General features: G+C 62.4%; 18 protein-coding genes. 7 read left to right on the top strand and 11 right to left on the bottom strand.

Annotation, left to right across the window (positions count from 1 at the left end; all coding sequences use genetic code 11):
• Positions 1 to 251: 251 nt before the first annotated feature.
• From ACFE72_RS22555 to ACFE72_RS22590, 8 genes are all read right to left on the bottom strand, one after another.
• On the bottom strand, positions 252 to 557 hold the full coding sequence (locus tag ACFE72_RS22555; protein WP_375415347.1) for a hypothetical protein: 306 nt from the start codon (positions 555 to 557) through the stop codon (positions 252 to 254).
• An 84-nt stretch (positions 558 to 641) separates the two neighbouring features.
• Positions 642 to 2,165, bottom strand: coding sequence for a UxaA family hydrolase (locus tag ACFE72_RS22560; RefSeq protein ID WP_375415348.1), 1,524 nt, complete (start codon positions 2,163 to 2,165; stop codon positions 642 to 644).
• A gap of 118 nt (positions 2,166 to 2,283) precedes the next feature.
• Positions 2,284 to 3,060 carry an HpcH/HpaI aldolase/citrate lyase family protein gene (locus ACFE72_RS22565; RefSeq protein ID WP_375415349.1) on the bottom strand — a complete coding sequence of 259 codons (777 nt, stop codon included), beginning with the start codon at positions 3,058 to 3,060 and terminating at the stop codon, positions 2,284 to 2,286.
• Between the two features lie 142 nt (positions 3,061 to 3,202).
• Entirely contained in the window at positions 3,203 to 4,288 is a 1,086-nt protein-coding gene (locus ACFE72_RS22570) for a malate/lactate/ureidoglycolate dehydrogenase (RefSeq protein ID WP_375415350.1), read from the bottom strand.
• Positions 4,289 to 4,305: 17 nt separating this feature from the next.
• Positions 4,306 to 5,034 carry an ABC transporter ATP-binding protein gene (locus ACFE72_RS22575; protein WP_375415351.1) on the bottom strand — a complete coding sequence of 243 codons (729 nt, stop codon included), beginning with the start codon at positions 5,032 to 5,034 and terminating at the stop codon, positions 4,306 to 4,308.
• Positions 5,034 to 6,815, bottom strand: coding sequence for an ATP-binding cassette domain-containing protein (locus ACFE72_RS22580; protein WP_375415352.1), 1,782 nt, complete (start codon positions 6,813 to 6,815; stop codon positions 5,034 to 5,036). Before ACFE72_RS22580 ends, ACFE72_RS22575 begins: the two co-directional genes overlap by 1 nt.
• The gene (locus ACFE72_RS22585) at positions 6,812 to 7,687 is read right to left on the bottom strand and encodes a branched-chain amino acid ABC transporter permease (RefSeq protein WP_375415353.1); all 876 of its coding nucleotides are present in this window, start codon (positions 7,685 to 7,687) and stop codon (positions 6,812 to 6,814) included. Before ACFE72_RS22585 ends, ACFE72_RS22580 begins: the two co-directional genes overlap by 4 nt.
• Positions 7,688 to 7,776: 89 nt before the next feature.
• Complete coding sequence (locus ACFE72_RS22590; protein ID WP_375415354.1) at positions 7,777 to 8,922, bottom strand: ABC transporter substrate-binding protein; 1,146 nt, start codon at positions 8,920 to 8,922, stop codon at positions 7,777 to 7,779.
• A gap of 329 nt (positions 8,923 to 9,251) precedes the next feature.
• Here ACFE72_RS22590 and hpaH point away from each other — a divergent pair, with 329 nt between their 5' ends.
• From hpaH to ACFE72_RS22625, 7 genes are all read left to right on the top strand, one after another.
• On the top strand, positions 9,252 to 10,058 hold the full coding sequence (gene hpaH / locus ACFE72_RS22595; RefSeq protein ID WP_375415355.1) for a 2-oxo-hept-4-ene-1,7-dioate hydratase: 807 nt from the start codon (positions 9,252 to 9,254) through the stop codon (positions 10,056 to 10,058).
• Positions 10,059 to 10,180: 122 nt separating this feature from the next.
• Positions 10,181 to 10,579: a 5-carboxymethyl-2-hydroxymuconate Delta-isomerase gene (locus tag ACFE72_RS22600; protein ID WP_375415356.1), complete on the top strand. Its 399-nt coding sequence runs from the start codon at positions 10,181 to 10,183 to the stop codon at positions 10,577 to 10,579.
• A complete protein-coding gene (gene hpaE / locus ACFE72_RS22605; protein ID WP_375415357.1) occupies positions 10,572 to 12,110 on the top strand; it encodes a 5-carboxymethyl-2-hydroxymuconate semialdehyde dehydrogenase in 1,539 nt (512 codons plus the stop codon). Before ACFE72_RS22600 ends, hpaE begins: the two co-directional genes overlap by 8 nt.
• Positions 12,111 to 12,114: 4 nt before the next feature.
• Positions 12,115 to 13,098: a 3,4-dihydroxyphenylacetate 2,3-dioxygenase gene (gene hpaD, locus ACFE72_RS22610; protein ID WP_375415358.1), complete on the top strand. Its 984-nt coding sequence runs from the start codon at positions 12,115 to 12,117 to the stop codon at positions 13,096 to 13,098.
• Between the two features lie 7 nt (positions 13,099 to 13,105).
• A complete protein-coding gene (gene modA / locus ACFE72_RS22615) occupies positions 13,106 to 13,876 on the top strand; it encodes a molybdate ABC transporter substrate-binding protein (RefSeq protein ID WP_375415359.1) in 771 nt (256 codons plus the stop codon).
• A 122-nt stretch (positions 13,877 to 13,998) separates the two neighbouring features.
• Positions 13,999 to 14,871: a fumarylacetoacetate hydrolase family protein gene (locus tag ACFE72_RS22620; protein ID WP_375415360.1), complete on the top strand. Its 873-nt coding sequence runs from the start codon at positions 13,999 to 14,001 to the stop codon at positions 14,869 to 14,871.
• 192 nt (positions 14,872 to 15,063) lie between these two features.
• Positions 15,064 to 16,689, top strand: a complete 1,626-nt coding sequence (locus tag ACFE72_RS22625) for a thiamine pyrophosphate-dependent enzyme (protein ID WP_375415361.1) — start codon at positions 15,064 to 15,066, stop codon at positions 16,687 to 16,689.
• Between the two features lie 102 nt (positions 16,690 to 16,791).
• On the opposite strand, the gene ACFE72_RS22630 is transcribed toward ACFE72_RS22625, so the two are convergent.
• The 3 genes from ACFE72_RS22630 to ACFE72_RS22640 all read right to left on the bottom strand — a co-directional run.
• Positions 16,792 to 18,024 carry an MFS transporter gene (locus ACFE72_RS22630; protein ID WP_375415362.1) on the bottom strand — a complete coding sequence of 411 codons (1,233 nt, stop codon included), beginning with the start codon at positions 18,022 to 18,024 and terminating at the stop codon, positions 16,792 to 16,794.
• Positions 18,025 to 18,090: 66 nt separating this feature from the next.
• The gene (locus ACFE72_RS22635; protein ID WP_375415363.1) at positions 18,091 to 18,819 is read right to left on the bottom strand and encodes a 2OG-Fe(II) oxygenase; all 729 of its coding nucleotides are present in this window, start codon (positions 18,817 to 18,819) and stop codon (positions 18,091 to 18,093) included.
• A gap of 81 nt (positions 18,820 to 18,900) precedes the next feature.
• Positions 18,901 to 19,334 (bottom strand): DUF2848 family protein (locus ACFE72_RS22640; protein WP_375415364.1); only part of this gene is annotated, 434 nt, incomplete at its 5' end.

A 19,334-nucleotide genomic window follows, 5' to 3' on the forward strand; every position in this document is an offset into this window, starting at 1 on the left:
GCGAGCGCCCCTGTAGTGGGGCAGGACACGGTCAGCATAAGCGAGGTTTGAAGAGCGGGGATAGGTATACATTCACAAGTGCGTGAACGCCCGATCTGCGGTTCGTCGTGGTCGGGGCCGCCGATCCGCCCTGGAAGCGTAATCCGCCGCTCCGCGGCCGCGTTGAAACAACCTCTCGTCATGCGCGGGCTTGACCCGCGCATCCATCCATCTTCGGAAAGAGTCCGTTTCGAAGCGGATGGATTGCCAGGTCAAGCCCTACTGGATGCACACATCTCGCCGTCATGCCCGGCCTTGTGCCGGGCATCCACGTCTTCTTTCCGATGTGGAGCAAAGACGTGGATGGCCGGGACAAGCCCGGCCATGACGTTGAACGCGCTGCCCGGCCTTGTACCGGGCATGACGTAGGCCGCGCTGTCATGCCTGGCTTTGCCGCGCATGACGTAGACCACGCCGTCCCTCCCTCGGCGGCGCAGCTCCAGCTCCGCGTCATGGCCGGGCTTGTCCCTACTGGATTCACACCTCTCGTCATGCGCGGGCTTGACCTGCGCATCCATCCATCTTCGGAAGAGTCGTCGAGGGGAATGGATTGCCGGATGGGTCGCGCCTGCGCGGGTACGGCGGTTATGCGGATTCTCCGCCTACATCGTCGCCCCAAGCACCCACGGCGCGAACTCGGCGCTGCCGAAGTCGAAACTCTCGCTCTTGGTCGGCCGGCCGGAGGCCGTCTTCAGCATCAGTTCGAAAATGCGCTGGCCGCATTGTTGCACCGTCTCCTCGCCGTCGAGAATGGTGCCGCAATTGACGTCCATGTCCTCTTCCATCCGCTTGAACATCGGAGTGTTGGTCGCCAGCTTGATCGAGGGCGACGGCTTGCAACCGAACACGCTGCCGCGCCCGGTGGTGAAGCACACGAGATTGGCGCCGCCCGCCACTTGGCCCGTCGCCGCCACCGGGTCAAAGCCCGGCGTGTCCATGAAATTGAAACCCTTTTTCGTGACCGCCTCGGCATAGGCCACCACGTCCACGAGATTGGTACTGCCCGCCTTCGCCATCGCGCCGAGAGACTTTTCCAGGATCGTGGTGAGGCCGCCGGCCTTGTTGCCCGGGCTCGGATTGGAATCCATCTCCGCGTTGTTGCGCTCGGTGTAATCCTCCCACCACCGCATCAAAGCGACGAGCTTCTCGCCGACCTCGCGGCTGATCGCGCGACGGGTCAGCAAATGTTCCGCCCCATAGGTCTCCGGCGTCTCTGACAGGATGACCGTGCCGCCATGCCGCACCAGGATGTCGCTTGCCGCCCCCAGCGCGGGATTGGCCGAGACGCCTGAATAGCCGTCCGAGCCGCCGCATTGCAACGCCACCATCAGTTCGCTTGCAGAACATGGTTCGCGTCTCACATGATTGGAATCCGCCAGCACCTCGTGCACGAATGCCACCGCTTTCTCGACGGTCTTGCGCGAGCCGCCGACATCCTGAATGTCGAGCGCGCGCAGACGGCCCGCCAGTCGCTGTTCTTCGAGAAACCCGCCGATCTGGTTCATCTCACAACCAAGACCCAGAATGATGACATGCGAGAAGTTCACATGCCGTGCGTAGCCCCCGAGCGTGCGGCGCAGAACCGTTAGCGGCTCCAATTGCGTCATGCCGCAGCCGGTCTTGTGCGTCAGTGCCACCACGCCATCGACGTTTGGATAGTCTGCCAGCGGATCGTAACCGGTAAACGGATTTTTCTTGAACACGTCGGCCACCATGCCCGCCACGTGGGCGCTGCAATTCACCGAGGTCAGGATGCCGATGTAGTTGCGGGTGGCGACACGCCCGTCGCGGCGCTTGATGCCCTGGAATGTCGCGGGCAAATCAAAGTTCGGCGTCGGCTTGACGTCCACTCCCCACGCATAATCCTTGGTGAACTCGCCCATGCCGATATTCTGCACATGGACGTGCTGGCCCGGCGCGATCGGTATTGTTGCAAAGCCGATGATCTGGCCATAGCGCCTGACCGGTTCGCCGACGGCGATGGAGCGGACCGCGACCTTATGACCGGCGGGAATACGATCGAGGGTGATGACACCTGTCGCGACCTCGACGCCCGGCATCAGGCTGGTGCGGGCGATCATCACGCTATCGTCAGGATGCAGACTGATTACCGGTGCCGGCGCCATGGTGGGTCTCCTTGCCAAGAAATGCAATCGTCATGCGCGGGCTTGATCCGCGCATCCATCTCGGAAAATCATTTTCAAGATGGATTGCCGGCTCGAGCCCGGCAATGACATCCCGGCGTCACGCCTTGCCGTTCGAATTCTTCCTTGTCTCCATGATCTGCATCTTCGCATAGGTTGCCATCAGCCCGCTTTCATTGGCCAGGGTCACCAGTTTGAAGCCCATGTTGATAGCGCGCGACGCGCCTTCGGCGCCGCTGCAGTGGATGCCGGGATACAGCCCGCGCTTGCCGCATTCCTTGATGATTTTCTCGTAGATCTTGAGAATCTCCGGCTCGTCGCGGTCGAGCTTCGGCACCAGGCCGTAGGAAAAGCCGAGATCGGAAGGGCCGATGTAAACGCCGTTGATGCCCTCGACGTCGAGGATCGTTTCCATGTTTTCGACGGCGGTCCTGGTTTCCATCATCGGCAGCAACACGATTTCATCGTTGGCCGTCTGCTGATACGTGCCGGCCGAACCGTACATGCCGGAACGGATCGGACCGTTCGAACGGGTGCCGCGCGGCGGATATTTGCTGTAGGCGACCAGGTTCTCGCATTCCTGCTTGGTGTTGATCATCGGGCAGATCACGCCATAGGCGCCGCCGTCCAGCACTTTGCCGACGATGCCCGGCTCGTTCCACGGGACGCGGACCATCGGCGTCACCGGATGCGCATGCATGGCCTGGAAGCATTGCACCATCGATTGATAATCCTGCACGCCGTGCTGCATGTCGACGGTGACGCTGTCGAACCCGCATTGCGCGATCACTTCGGCGGAAAATCCGGACGGAATCGCGAGCCACGCATTCACCACCGCCTTGCCCGATGCCCAGATTTCTTTCACCTTATTTGCCATGATGTTTCCTCCCCTGTTGTCCTAATCAGCCGTCATTCCGGGATGCGAGCGAAGCTTGCAGACCCGGAATCCAGAAGCAGCATGAAACTTCTGGATTCCGGGTTCGTGCGAAGAGCGCGCCCCGGAATGACGATGAAAAAAATCACGCCGTGGCCTGCTGGATGCTTCGCTCGCTCACGCCGACTTCACGCGCGGTGGCCACAATTGCAGCCCAGGTGTCATCCGGCAAGGGCACGCCGTTTGCAGTGCGGTCGGCGCGCATTTTTCGTTCCGGGTCGCCGGGGATCAGGACCGCGTCAACGCCGGCCATCGGCTTGGTCGCCCGGATAAAATCGGCGTAACGGGATATCTCGCCATCGAAAAAATTGCTGGTGTCGACCACCTTAGGATCGACATAGAAAGCAAGCATGCCGTTGGCGAACCGCCGGTCCGGCGCGGTCGCACCCGTGCCGGTCAGCGCGCCCCCGAGCAGTTCGCAGATAAATGCCAGGCCTGAGCCCTTGTGCTCGCCGAACGCACGGATCGCGCCCGTACCCTTGGTGTGGTCGCGCGGGCCGTCCTTGGCGTGCGGGCCATACAGCACCGCCGGGTCCTCACTTAGCGTGCCATCGTGGTCGACCAACGCGCCCTTCGGCAGTTTCTTGCCGCCGCGGCTCGACACCAGCACCTTGCCTTCTGCGACAATCGAGGTGGCGAAATCGAGCACGATCGGGTCCTGCCCCAAGCGCGGTATGCCGACGCAATACGGCGCGGTCGACAGCCGCTTCTGGACGCCGCCATAGGGCGCGACCAGCAGCGAGCCTGCGGCATTGACGAAATGAATCGACACCAGTCCTTCGGCGGCCGCCATTTCCGCCCAGTCGCCGACGCGGCCGATATGCCCGGCGTTGCGCAGCGCCACGGCGGCCAGTCCCGAGGCCTTGCATTTGTCGATGCCGATCCGGACGGCCTGCGGCGTGACGGTTTGTCCATAGCCGAATTTTCCGTCGATCACCGCCAGCGCGGGCGTGTCGACCAGGACGTCGACGGTCTGGTCGGGAACGACCGAGCCCATCTTCTTCCATCGGATGTAGACCGGCACGCGGATGACGCCGTGGCTGTCATGCCCCGTGAGATTGGCGGTGGTGAGATACGTCGCGATGCGCCTGGCTTCCTGCGGCGAGGATTCCGAATGGGCGAAGACGTCCGAAACGAAGTCGATGAGCTTTTGAACCTGGATTGTGACCATGATGGCGACGCTCGTTGTTAGGCACTGACTTTGGCATGACCGCCGAGATAGGCGGCGCGGATGGCTTCGTTGCTCCACAATTCATCGGGCTTGCCGTGAAGCACGATACGGCCGGTCTCCAGCACATAGCCGTGATCGGCCACCGAAAGTCCCATGCGCGCGTTTTGCTCCACCAGCAACACCGTGGTGTTGCGCCTGATTTCCGAGATGATGCGGAACACCGCCTGCACGATCACCGGAGCCAGGCCAAGCGAAGGCTCGTCGAGCAACAGCAGCCGCGGCTTCGCCATCAAGCCGCGCGCCACCGCCACCATCTGCAATTGCCCACCCGACAGGGTCCAGCCCAATGCGCCGGAAAACGAGCGAATATCGGGAAACAGGTCGAACATCGCGTCGGCTTCGCGGGACAATTCGGCGGTCCCGACGCGGCGGTTCGACGCGCCGAGCATGATGTTCTCCTTCACCGTCAGGCCGGGAAATACCCGCCGCCCTTCCGGCACATGCGAAATGCCGAGCCGGACGATGGCTTCGGGTCCGAGCCCCGCCACCGATTTGCCGTCGAACAGGATGTCGCCCGCGGCGGGCTTTGCCAGGCCGGAAATCGCACGCAGCGTCGTTGACTTGCCGGCGCCGTTGGCACCGAGCAGCGTCACCACCTGCCCTTCGTCGACGCTGACCGACACACCGCGCAAGGCTTCGATCTCGCCATAGCGCACGATAAGATCGTTGATTTGAAGCAGCGCCATCAGTCGGTCCCAAGATAGGCGGAAACCACGTCGGGATGGCGCAGCACCGCCATCGATTCGCCATCGGCGATGCGGCGTCCGAAATTGAGTACGGTGATGTGCTGCGCGGCCTCCGAGACCAGTGTCATGTCGTGATCGATGATCAGGATGGTAAGGCCCTGCGCTGCAATCCGTTTGAGCAATCCGTGCAGTTCGAGCTTCTCGCTGGAATTCAAACCGGCCGCAGGCTCGTCGAGCAGCAGCAAGGTCGGATTGGCGGCGAGCGCCCGGGCGATCTCGATCAGCCGTTGATGGCCATAGGAAAAACTCGAGATCAATTCGTTGGCGCGGCTACCCAGACCGACAAAGGTCAGCGCGGATATTGCGCGCTCGGTCAATGCGTCATCGCCGCCGCCGCCGATCAGCATGTTGCCGGGCCGCTCGGCGCCGATTTCGACATTTTCCAGCGCCGTCATCGAGCGGAACAGCCGGATGTTCTGGAATGTCCGCCCCAGGCCTGCGGCCGTGCGCAGGTGCGGCGGCATGTCCGTCACATCGGTTCCGTCGAGGATGACCTTGCCCGCGGTGGCCTTGTAGAGGCCGGAAAGCACGTTGAGCGTCGTGGTCTTGCCGGAGCCGTTCGGCCCGATCAGCGCATGAACGCTGCCGCGCTTGACCGCGATGTCGACGCCATCGACGGCCTTGAGACCTCCGAAATGTTTGGACAGGCCCTTCACGTCGAGCACAATATCGCCGCCGACCGTGGCTGGCGCCAGTTGCAGCGCAGGGCCTGGGGCATGTACCTTGGCCTTGGCTCGCCAGCGGCCGGTCGCGACGTTGACGAATCCCCAGATGCCATCGGGCATGTAGCGGATGATGAGAATAACAAACAATCCGTAGATCGCGAGATAGAGGCCGGGGACGCTTTTGAGGAAACGCAGCCATTCCGGGATCAGAATCAGCAGCCCGGTGCCGATCGCCGAGCCGATCGGCGACGCCACGCCGCCGAGCAGGGACATGGTGAGAAAAACCACCGATTCGGCGAAGGAGAACTGATCGGGGCTGACATAGGCAAAGCCACCCGCGAACAACCCGCCCGCCAGACCCCCAAGTACCGCGCTGAGCGCAAAGGCATACACCTTGGTGCGAAACACATCGACGCCGACGACGCCAGCCGCGAGTTCGTTGTCGCGCACCGCGCGCATCGCGCGTCCAAGCCGCGTGTCCGCCAGGTGCCATACGAAATAGCCGACCAGCGCGAGCACGGCGACGCAGAACGCCAGATAGGCTTGCGAGGACTGAAATAGATCGGGGCGGCCGATCCGCGGCACGCCGTCCGGGCCGTGGGTCAGCCAGATGGCGTTGATCATGATCAGCGTGACGATCTGCTGGAACGAGATCGTCACCATCGCGAGGTAGTGCCCGCCGAGCCGCAGCGTCGACATCCCCAGCACCGCCCCGGCCAGCAGCGAGACCAGGCATCCGGCCAGCAGGCAGACCCAATAGCTGGCGTGGAAATCCGCGGTTCCGATCCCGACCGCGTAAGCGCCGAAACCGAAGAATGCCGCCTGGGCCAGATTGATCTGGCCGCACAGACCGAGCACGACGGAAAGACCGAACACCGCGATCGCGAAGGTGGTCGCCTGCATCAGAATGTTGAGGATGTAGCCGTCAAACCGCATTGTGGCGGCAAGCGCCACCATGAGGGCCGAGCCGATGAAATAGAACATATGCCTGATAAGCAGCGGCCTCGAACGGACGACAGGTGCCGCGATCGGCATGTTGTCGGAGGGCGCGCTCATGCTTTCTCCGCGACCCGTTCGCCGAAAATGCCCTGGGGCCGCAACACCAGGAACGCCACCAGCACCAGGAACGCGAAAGCATCCTTATAAGGCACCGAAACATATGCAGCGCCGAAGGTTTCGATGACGCCGAGCGACAGTCCGCCGATGATCGCGCCGGTGACGTCTCCGAAACCGCCGATGATGGTGGCGGCGAAAGCCTTCAGCGCGATGGTCGAGCCCATCTGGATCGAGACAAACAGCACCGGCGCCACCAGGATGCCGGCAAGACCGCCGAGCACCGCCGAATAGATAAAAGTGATCATGATCATGGTCGAGACGGAAATTCCGAGCAGCGAGGCCATTTCCTTGTCCTGCGAGGTGGCCTGCAGCTTCTTGCCGAGCATGGTGCGCTCGAAGAACCAGTAATTGAAAATCACCAGCACGATGGTCACCGCGATGATCAATAGATACTGGCTGTCGAGGTAGACCGAGCCAAGCTGGATGCCGGGGGTGTCGAACCAGCCCTCCAGCACCTGCGGTTGCGGGCCATAGATCGCCAGCACTGAATTGGCCAGCAGGATCGAGGCTCCGATGGTCGCAATGATGACCGGCAAAAACGTCCGGTGGCGCAGCGGATAATAGACCCCGAGGTTGAATATGGCGCCGAGCAGCGCCATGCCGGCGAGCGCAATCAGGAATGACAGCCAGTATGGCCAGCCAAGATCGACGGCGAACACCACCATCAGGTAGGCGGCGACCATCGAAAACTCGCCTTGCGCGAAATTCACCACATTGGTGGCGCGAAAGATCAGAACAAAACCCAACGCAACCAGCGCATAGACGGCACCGATGCCGATGCCCGTAAAAAGCAGTTGCAGTGCGAGATCCATGAAAGGCGCTCAGTGGGAAGGTAAGCTAAGAATTGTGCATGCTGGAAGCCAAATCGGCCCCCTCGCGTCCGAGGGGGCCGACCGCACGATCAATCGTCGAAGTCGATGTGCTTGTCGTAGACGATGGTGCCTTTTTCGTTCTTCACGACGTTGTAGCCGTGCAGGCCGTCGCCGTTCTGGTCGAAATTGTATTCACCTTCGGCGCCGGGATGTTTCTTGATCGCCAGAATAGCCTCACGGATTTTTGCAGGCTCCGTGGTCCCCGCCTTGTTGATCGCCATGGCCAGTATGGTGATGGCGTCGTAGGGCCAGGCGCTCTGGTTATCGGGCGCGGTCTTGTAGGCGTCGCGATAGGCCTTGCCGAACGCTTTCGAAGCCTCCGAGGAATCTTCCGCATAGTCAGCCACGCCGTAGGTGCCGAACAACGCCGGCCCCGCAAGCTTGGTCGACGACACCGCGACCACCGAGGGCGAGCCTACCCACGGAATGTTGACGCCGAGCTGCCGCAGTTGCCTGGCAAAAATGCCAAGATCGTTTTCGAAGGTAACATAGGTGCCGAGCACGTCGGCGCCGGATTGCTTCACCGCCAGCACCACGGGCGTAAAATCCTGACTCTGGTTGGCATAGCCCTGATCGAGCACCGGCGGCGCGCCGAGTTTGGTCAACGCCTCCGACAGCGCCTTGCCCCCTGCGGTGCCGAACGCGTCGGTGGAATGGACGATTGCCCATTTTTTCTTGCCCAAGGTGTTGACGCCGAAGTCTGCGATGACGCGGCCGGAATAGCTGTCGTTGGGACGGAAGCGGAACAGCCACTGGTTGCCCATATGGGTCAGATCCGGATTTGTACCGCCGATCATGACCGGCTTGCCGAGCTTGAGCACATCGGGCGCCATCGCCATCACCTGGGTCGAGCGGATCGAACCCAGGAACGCGACGATGTCCGGTTGCGCGGCGAGCTTGGAAAACGCCAGCACAATTCCGGGATTGGTGGTCTGGTCGTCCTCGATGATCAATTCGACCTGCTTGCCCAGGATGCCGCCAGCCTTGTTCACGGCCGCCAGCGCAAGCTTGGCGCCGTTCTGCGCCCAAAGGCCCTGCTCAGCCGCAGGTCCCGTAACCGGAACGCACATGCCTATCTTGATGGTCGCCGCCTGAGCCCGTGCGCTGCCGATGACGTAGGGTGCGCTAATACCAGCGGCCAAACCGGCCGCAAAATCGCGTCGCGTAAGCTTCATTGGTCCTCCCTGAGGGCCGGACTTTTTGTCGGCCTTCTTGATTGCAGTTCGCAGCCTGCGCGAACCGTATGCGTATCTACGGACTCTCCGGACCGGAGTAAATTGATATCGCAATGATTTCGGATGATGGAATAAACCGTTAGCCAAAAGGCGTATCGATCAACCATCGGGCGCGGGCCTTCCCGGCGCTCCGTCTGTTGACGACCGTCATTCTATGCTCAAACAATAAGCACGGCCGAGCTATGCGTCCACCTCGCATCACCATGCAAATTTGCGCTTACCCGGCTACCTTGGTGGTCGCCGCCCTTTTCTACTGGCATTAACGCGCCATGACATTAAGCAACGACTGGATTCGTCTGGCCGCCGAGCGGTTGCACGAAGCGGAAAAAACGCGCACGCAAATCCGGCAGCTGTCGCAGGATCATCCCGGCATCACCATTGACGACGCCTATGCCATTCAGAAGGCCTGGGTCGAGATCAAAGTCGGCGAGGGTCGCGTCGTCAAGGGCCACAAGATCGGCCTGACCTCCAAAGCAATGCAGAGCGCGCTCGCCATCGACGAGCCGGATTCCGGAATTCTGTTCGATGACATGTTCTTCGCCGACGGCGGCCTGGTGCCGACCGACCGCTTTATCGCAACCCGCATCGAGGCCGAGCTGGCGTTCATCATCAAGCACCGCCTCGCCGGGCCGCACTGCACCATGTTCGACGTGCTCACCGCGACGGATTTTGTGGTTCCGGCGCTGGAAATCCTCGACACGCGGATCGAGCGGGTTGACGCGAAGACCAAATCGACGCGAAAGATTTTCGACACCATTGCCGACAACGCCGCCAATGCCGGCATCGTCCTCGGCGGCCGTCCGCTGCGGCCGCTTGAAACTGACCTGCGCTGGATCGGCGCGCTGTGCTATCGCAACGGCCAGTTGGAGGAGACCGGCCTTGCCGCCGCCGTGCTGGGTCACCCCGCAACCGGCGTAGCGTGGCTCGCCAACAAGATCGCGCCGCACGGGCTTGCGCTGGAACCCGGCCAGGTGGTGCTGTCGGGGTCGTTCATCCGCCCGATCGAGGCGCGCAAAGGCGACACGATTCAGGCAGACTATGGGCCCTATGGTACAGTGAGTTGCTACTTCGCCTGAGAGTGACCAAAAATGCCGCCATTGCGAGCGAAGCGAGGCGATCCAGACCCATTGCAGCAGGACCGGATGACGCCGTCGCACGCTTCTCGCAATGACGAAAACACCGTGGAGTGAGTCACGACATGCCGCATTTCACACTTGAATATTCCGCCAACCTCGAGTCCCGCGTCGATATCCAGGCCGTGGTCGAGGAGGTGCGCAAGGCCGCCGTAGAAACCGGGATTTTCCCCCTCGGCGGCATCCGCGTTCGCGCCATCCGTTGCCAGCACTCCGCCATCGCCGACGGCAGCGCGCATTTCAGCTTTCTCGATATGGTATTGCGGCTCGGCGAAGGTCGTGACCTTGCCACGCGCCGGAAAGCCGGCGAACATATTTTCAAGGCGCTGTCAGCCTATCTCGATCCGGTATTCGCGGAAAGCAAATTCGCGCTGTCGTTCGACATGCAGATCAACGACAAGGAGACGAGCTGGAAGCGCAACAACATCCATGAGGCGTTGAAAGCGGAGCCGGCACATGGATAAGGTTGTGACATCGTCCAATGTGTTTCAGACCAACAAGGATCGCGCCGCCCCGCTGCTGGAGAAACTGAAAGCGGACGGCATCGGCCACCTGATCGGCGGCAAGCTCGTTCCGTCCATATCCGGCGCGACCTTTGAAACAAAGTCCCCGGTCGACGGCGCGGTGCTGGCGTCCGTTGCACGCGGCAATGCCCAGGATGTCGACCGCGCGGCAACCGCCGCTTCGCAGGCCTTCAAGGCCTGGCGCGCCATGTCCGCGACGATGCGCAAAAAGCTGCTGCACCGCGTTGCCGATGCGATCGAGGATCGCGCCGACGATATCGCCGTGCTGGAATGCATCGATACCGGGCAGGCATATCGTTTCATGGCCAAGGCCGCGATCCGGGCCGCGGAAAATTTCCGCTTTTTCGCCGACAAATGCGCGGACGCCCGTGACGGCTTCAACATGCCCGGTGACGAGCATTGGAACGTTTCGACCCGGGTGCCGATCGGTCCCGTCGGCGTCATTACGCCGTGGAATACGCCGTTTATGCTCTCGACCTGGAAGATCGCGCCGGCGCTGGCTGCCGGATGCACCGTGGTGCACAAGCCCGCGGAATGGTCGCCGGTGACCGCAGATCTGCTGTCACGACTGGTCAAAGAGGCCGGCGTTCCCGATGGCGTGCTCAACACTGTGCATGGGTTTGGCGAAGAGGCCGGCAAGGCCCTGACCGAGCATCCCGCCATCAAGGCGATCGGATTTGTCGGCGAAAGCGCCACCGGATCGGCGATCATGGCGCAGGGCGCGCCGACGCTGAAGCGCGTGCATTTCGAACTCGGCGGCAAGAACCCGGTGATCGTGTTCGACGACGCCGATCTCGACCGCGCGCTCGACGCCGTGGTGTTCATGATCTACTCGCTCAACGGCGAGCGCTGCACGTCGTCGAGCCGCCTGCTGGTCCAGCGCGGCATCGCGGAACGATTTATCGAGAAGCTCACCGCCCGGGTGAAGGCGTTGAAGGTCGGGCATCCGCTCGATCCCGCAACCGAAATCGGCCCGCTGATTCACGAGCGGCATCTGGAAAAGGTCTGCTCCTATTTCGACATCGCGCGAGAGGACGGCGCCATCATCGCCGTCGGCGGCAAGCCGCATGACGGCCCCGGCCGCGGGCATTATGTGGCGCCGACGCTGGTCACCGGCGCACAAGCCGACATGCGCGTCGCGCAGGAGGAAGTGTTCGGCCCCTTCCTGACGGTGATCACGTTCCGCGACGAGGACGAAGCCGTCGGAATCGCCAATGCGGTGCAATACGGCCTCGCCGGCTATGTCTGGACTTCCGACATGGGCCGCGCGTTGCGTGTCGCGGATGCGTTGGAGGCCGGCATGATCTGGCTCAATTCGGAAAACGTCCGTCACCTGCCGACGCCGTTCGGCGGCATGAAGTCGTCCGGCATCGGCCGCGACGGCGGCGATTATTCGTTCGACTTCTACATGGAAACCAAGCACGTTTCGCTCGCGCGCGGCACGCACAGAATTCAGCGGCTGGGGATATAATTCAATGCCCGTTCCGACCCACATCTTCGATCCGCCGTTCAACATCATAAGGTCGAGCCACGCCGTGCTCGACGTAACGAACCTCGAGACCAGCCGCGAGTTCTATGAAAACACCATCGGGCTTCACGTCGAGGATCACGACGACAACGCCATATATTTACGCGGCAGCGAAGAGCACCAGCATCACTCGCTGGTGCTCCGGAAGGCGGTAGTCCCGGGATGCGCCCGGCTTGGCTTCAAGGTCGGCAACGAGAAGGATCTCGACAATGCCGGGGTGTTCTTCGCCGAGAACGGCCTCACCTACAGTTTTGTGGAACGCCCATTCCAAGGCCGAACCCTGCAATTCACCGATCCGTTCGGCTTCGGAATCGAGCTCTATGCCGCGATGGACCGGCGCCCGCATCTGCTGCGCCGCTACGATCTCTACAAGGGCTGCCACCCGCAACGCCTCGACCATTTTAACGTGTTCGCGGCGGAAGTGCAGGACACGGTCGACTTTTACGCCCGGCTCGGCTTCCGCCTCACCGAATACGGCGAGGAAGACGGCCCCAACGGCCGCATCGCCGCCGCCTGGATGCACCGCAAGGGCAACGTGCACGATTTTGCGATCACCAATGGCAAGGGCCCGCGCCTGCACCATTTCGCCTATTGGGTGCCAACCGCGATGAATATCCTGCATTTATGCGACGTGATGGCGTCGAGCGGTTTTTTGAAGAACATCGAGCGCGGTCCCGGCCGCCATGGCATCTCCAATGCATTCTTTCTTTACGTGCGCGATCCCGACGGCCACAGGCTCGAACTCTACACCAGCGATTATTTTACGATGGACCACGACCACGAGCCGATGCGCTGGTCGCTCAAAGACCCGCGGCGGCAGACGCTGTGGGGCGCGCCGGCGCCCCGTTCCTGGTTTGAGCAGGGCTCGCCGTTTCCCGGCCAGGAGATCCGCGAGCCGCTGTTTACGGCGGATGTGACGATTGCTGATTAGGAAACCCATGACAAAGCCTTTGCGCGCTGCGGCCGCCTCAATATTCGGATTGGTGTTTGTCATCTCGTCGATAACAGATATTCGCGCTGCCGACCTCCGAGTGCTGGCCGGCGGGTCCATGACCGGGCCGCTCAACGAACTTGCTCCCCTATTCGAGCGCGCCAGCGGCCATAACCTCACCATTCACTTCGATTCCACGCCCAATTTGATCAAGCTGGCAACGTCGGGCGCGTCGTTCGACCTTGGTGTCGTTCCCGTCGACGTATTCAAGAACGCCGAAGCGAAGGCCCGCTTCGCCCCGGGGCCGACCACGGATATCGCCCGCGTCGGCTATGGGGTCATTGTTCGGGCTGGCACGCCGAAACCAGACATCAGCACAGCGGATGCGCTGAAGAAGATGCTGCTCGACGCGAAATCCATCACCTTTTTGCCGGCAAGTGCGGCGGGAGCCTATGTTTCCAGCGTGTTCGAACGGCTCGGTATTGCCGAGGCGATGAAGGCCAAAATGGTGCCGCAGACCTCCACCGGAGAAATCGCGAAGGCGGTCGCCCAGGGCGATGCCGAAGCCGGAGTGTTCCTGATCAACGTGTTGATGGCTCCCGGAGTGGAACTCGCCGGGCCTTTGCCGGCCGATTTGCAGAATGACCTGGTGTTCACGGCGGCCATCGCGGGGGATACCAAAGAGGCGGAAGCCGCCAAGGCTTTTATCGCCTATCTGAAGACGCCGGCTGCCGTGGCGATCATCAGGGCCAAGGGGATGGAGCCGGGCCTGGAGTAGCCCGCCGTCCTTGCAAGGAGCGAAGCGGCAGAGCAACCGGTCCTTGCTTGGCGCCTTCCGGATTGCTTCGCTACGCTCGCAATGACGGATATACTCCTGCGTCTTCCAGCTCGGAACTCCGAATGACCTCTCCTCCCCGTCTTGCTACGTTCGCCACCGACGGAACGACCAAATACGGCGCCGTGACGGATGGCGGCATCCTCGATCTCAGCGCGCGGTTCGCCAAGGAGTATCCCACGCTGCGCGAGGTGATCGCCGCTGGTGCCTTGATGAAGGTCGCGGACGAATCCGCGCGGCATTCTCCTGACTTCGCGCCGGACGCCATCACATGGCGGCCGCCGATACCGGCGCCGGAAAAGATCATCTGCATCGGCGTCAACTATCCCGACCGCAACGCCGAATATAAAGACGGCCAGGCCGCGCCGAAATATCCGAGCATGTTCATGCGCACGCCGCGTTCCTTCGTCGGCCACGGGACGCCGCTGGTGCGGCCGCGCGCGTCGGCACAGCTCGACTACGAGGGCGAAGTCGTGCTGATCATGGGCAAGGCCGGACGCCACATTCCCGAAAGCGCAGCACTGGATCACATCGCCGCCGTCACGCTTTGCAACGAAGGCACCATTCGCGACTGGGTACGGCACGCGAAATTCAACGTCACCCAAGGCAAGAACTTTGATTCCACCGGCAGCCTCGGCCCATGGATTGTCCCCTACGTCGACGAAGCACAGATCGCGGATATCCGCCTCACGACGCGGGTCAACGGCGAATTGCGCCAGGATGACCGCACCAGCCGGTTGATTTTCAGCTTCCGCTATCTGATCAATTACATTTCGACATTCACCACGTTGGTGCCGGGCGACGTCATCGTCACGGGCACGCCGACCGGCGCCGGCGCGCGGTTCGATCCGCCGCGCTACCTGAAACCGGGCGATGTCATCGAGGTGGAAGCGGAAGGCATCGGCCTGCTGCGCAACGGCGTGATCGACGAAGTTTAATTGTCATGGCCGGGTTCGTCCGTACTATATGCACATATCTGCCGTCATCGCCGGGCTTGACCCGGCAATCGATCTTGTTCGCAAAGTCGTGTTGAAGCGATGGATACGCGGGTCAAGCCCGCGTATGACGCAATGTGTGAATCTAGCAGGACTTGTCCGGGCAAGACGAAAGAAGAACGATTGGAAAGCATCATGGCAGCAGCAACGGGCGGCGAAGCGATCGTCAATGGACTGGTTGCGCACGGCGTCGATACTGTGTTCGGTCTGCCCGGCGCGCAGATCTATGGCCTTTTTGACGCGTTCCAGCAGGCGCAACTGAAGGTGATAGGCGCGCGGCACGAGCAGGCCTGCGGCTACATGGCCTTTGGTTATGCGCGCTCGACCGGTAGGCCCGGCGTCTTCAGCGTGGTGCCTGGCCCCGGCGTGCTGAATGCAGGTGCTGCACTGCTCACCGCGTATGGCGCCAACGAGCCGGTGCTCTGCCTCACCGGCCAGGTACCGACGCAATTCCTCGGCAAGGGCCGTGGCCATCTGCACGAAATGCCGGATCAACTCGCGACGCTGCGCAGTTTCGTCAAATGGGCCGACCGTATCGAATATCCCGGTGCCGCGCCTTCGCTGGTATCGCGCGCGTTCCAGGAAATGATGTCGGGTCGCCGCGGCCCGGTTGCACTGGAAATGCCATGGGATGTGTTCACGCAGCGCGCGGACGTCGGCGCTTCAGAACCGTTCGGCATTCTGCCGCCGCCGCTTCCGGACACTGACCGCGTCAAGGACGCCGCTGCGCTGGTCGCAGCAAGCCGCGCGCCGATGATCTTCGTCGGCAGCGGCGCCATCCACGCCGCCGACGAAATCCTTGAACTTGCGGAATTGATCGATGCGCCGGTGGTGGCGTTCCGCAGCGGACGCGGCATCGTCAGCAACGCGCATGAGCTCGGCCTGAGCATGGCGGCGGCATACCGGCTGTGGCCGGACACCGATCTGATGATCGGAATCGGCACCCGGCTGGAACTGGCGACGATGTCGCGCTGGCCGTTTCGTCCCGAGGCGCTGAAATCCATTCGCATCGATATCGATCCGTCTGAAATGCGCCGCTACACCCCTGACGTCGCGGTGATCGCCGACGCGCAGGCCGGTACGCGCGACTTGCTCGCAGCGGTGCGCAGGCGTGCCTATCTGAAAACCAAGGATCGCCGCGCCGCGATCCGTGACGCCTCGGCAGCCGCGCTCAAACAGATCCAGACGATCCAGCCGCAGATGGCTTACTTGAATATCCTGCGCGAGGTTCTGCCGGCGGGCGCCATCGTCACCGACGAACTGTCGCAGGTCGGGTTTGCGTCGTGGTACGGTTTCCCGGTCTATCAGCCGCGCACCTTCATTACCTCGGGCTATCAAGGCACGCTGGGTTCGGGCTTCCCGACCGCGCTCGGCGCCAAGGTCGCGCATCCCGACCGGCCCGTGGTCGCGATCACAGGCGACGGCGGCTTCATGTTTGCCGTGCAGGAGCTCGCTACCGCGGTTCAGTACAACATCGGCGTAGTGACGCTGGTATTCAACAACAATTCATACGGCAATGTACGGCGCGACCAGATCGAGCGTTTCGACGGCCGGGTGGTGGCCTCCGACCTGGTCAATCCGGACTTTGTAAAGCTGGCCGAGTCCTTTGGCGTCGGCGCCGCGCGCGTCGCTTCGCCGGATGGTTTCCGCGTCGCTCTGGAAAAGGCGCTGGCCGACGGCGGACCATATCTGATCGACATCGAGGTGCCGACCGGTTCCGAGGCTAGCCCCTGGCCGTTTATTCACACGGCCAAGCCTTAACCGTCATTCCGGGGCGCGCGAAGCGCGAGCCCGGAATCCATAACCGCCGTCGTGAGTATGGATTCCAGGCTTGCGCCAAGAGGCGCATTCCGAAATGACGAGCTATGTTGCCTGCGCGCTCCGCCGCATCCTCCCCGCCGCCAGCACCAACAGTCCGGCCCCTGCCACCGACCAGCACGCCACCGGCGCCCAATGCAGCAACGGCGCATAGTCCGGCAGTTTCTGCAATCCTCCGGCGACGGCCGCCATGCGCGCAAAGGTCGCCAGCGCCAGCGCCGAGAATACCAGACCGACAACCTTGCCTTCGGCGCCGGTCTGGCCGATCGCCAGTCCGGCGGATACAGCGCTCATCAGCATGCAACCCCACGCAGCCCCGGCCATGAATTGCGCGGCGATCAGCATGTTGAGACTGCCGGCCATCTCGGCGGCGAGTACCGCGCCGGCGCCGAGCAGGCCGGCGGCGCCCATCACCAGCAGGCCACCGCGATGCTTGACGACGACGCTGGCCGGAAACATGGCGATATTGAAACCGATCCAGAATACCGGCAGCAGCCATTCGAGATCGGCAGGTTTGGCAAAGCGCAAAAAGAACGGCGTGCTGTTGATGGAAAAATGCAGCTGATAGCCGAGCGCGAGGATCACCATCGCGGCGATGAAGGCTGCCGGCACCGTGCCGAGCGGCCTTGCAGGCACGAGTTGTTTTGTTTCCACTCGCGGCGCTTGCGCTAGATCGCGTTCAACCTTGGACAGCGCCATCGCGGTAATGAACAGCACCACGCTGGAAATCACGAACGGCAGCCGCGGGTCCTGGTTGCGCAAGGCGGCGCCGAGATATGGCGACACCGCGCCCGCGACGCCATAGCCGAGCATCACGAGCGCCGAGAGGAACGGGAGCTGTGGCCTGGCACCGTATTTGCCGAGCAGCGTCAGCGGCGGCGCGCGCAGCGCCGAGGAGGTGATCGCCCAGATCACAATCAGTGCAATGAACAAGGCTTGAGAGCTCGGCCCGGTTTCGGCGATGAAGGGCAGCGCCATGAAGGCGGCGCACGACAACGCCGTCAACGACGCAACGAACACGCCAAGCCGGCCGACAACGGGCGTAATTTTGTCGGCGAAAATTCCCATCGCGGTATCGGTAACGGTGAAAATCGCCTGATCGAGCATGAGGATCAGGATCACGGTCGCGGGCGCGATGCCAACCTGCGCGGCCAGCCGCGGCAGGTAGATCACATAGACGGTCCAGCCCAGCGTGAACACCAGTTGCAGGATCGCCAGATAAACGCCGGTAGCGCTGCGGTTTACGACGCGCGTCTGCGTCGGCTCGAGGTTGCTCATGGTCCTGCCGCTCCCGTTACGAAGCATAGACCTGACAACGTCCGGAAGGAAAGCGGGCGTCCGAAACTACTTCGCGTCATGAAAGATCACGCCAAGCGTGTGGCGTTTGCCCGAGCGGACGCGGCTGACGCCGTGGCGCAGGTTGACGCGGTAGAACCCGCGACTGCCCTGCACCGGCCGGTGATGCACCGCGAATGCCACGGCGTCGCCCTGCTGCAGCGGCACTACTTCGGCGCGCGACTGCATGCGCGGGCGCTGCTCGGTCAGCACGAACTCGCCGCCGGTGAAATCGTGGGCCGGTTCGGACAGCAGAACCGCGACCTGCAGCGGAAATACATGTTCGCCGTAGAGATCCTGATGCAGACAGTTGTAATCGCCTGCGCCGTATTGCAGCAGCAGCGGCGTCGGGCGGGTTTGCCCGGCGGCGTGGCACCGCTTCAGGAACGCCTCGTGACTGTCCGGATAGCTGATGTCGATGCCCATCGCTTCGTTCCAGCGATTGGCCACGCTTTGAAGATGCGCATAGAGCGCCGGACGCAGCGCCGCGATCGGATCCGGCAGCGGATAGGAAAAATACTTGTATTCGCCACGGCCAAATCCGTGGCGTCCCATGACGATGCGGCTGCGGAAATGCGTGTCATCGGAATAAAGGGCGGCCAGCGCGTCGCATTGCCGCGGCGTGAGCAATCGTTCGATCACCGCGCATCCTTGGGCGTCGAGATCGGCAATGACATGCCCCCAGTCGATCGCATCGATTCGCTTGGCGACATCGGATGGCGGTGTGGGACGGGCCATCTTACTTGCGGCGGGTTTCATGATCACAAGTTTCGCCAATCGCACAGCTTCTCGCCACCCGATTTCCGTGAACGTTCGCCGTCATCCCAGCAGCGGCAGCTCGATCACATCGTAGCCATGTTCGATCCTGCGTTTCAGCACCGGGTCTTCAAGTTCGAATTCGAACCGGCTGGCGGGGCGAATCCCTCCCTTGGCCGCAAAGGTGCCGCCGAACATGGCGCAACCGTCCGGCAGCCGTGCGCCGTCGAAACCGCCGATCAGTTCCTCCACGGGCAACATCGCATCGAGCGTGCCCTCCTGATAAAGCACCCGCGCGCCGCCGATCCAGGCAAACGCGCGCAGGATCATCCGGTCCCAGTGACCGGCGACGTCCTCGAGCTCCCACAGCGTCGACGCAATCGGCTTATCGCACATCTGCTTGGACACGGTGACGCTGTAGCTCTCGACCTTGCGGTCGGTGTGGTCGGAGCCGACGCCGACAAAGACCCGACCCTCCCACCCGATCAGGACGAATT

This window comes from uncultured Bradyrhizobium sp. (assembly GCF_964252615.1).
Lineage (GTDB): Bacteria > Pseudomonadota > Alphaproteobacteria > Rhizobiales > Xanthobacteraceae > Bradyrhizobium.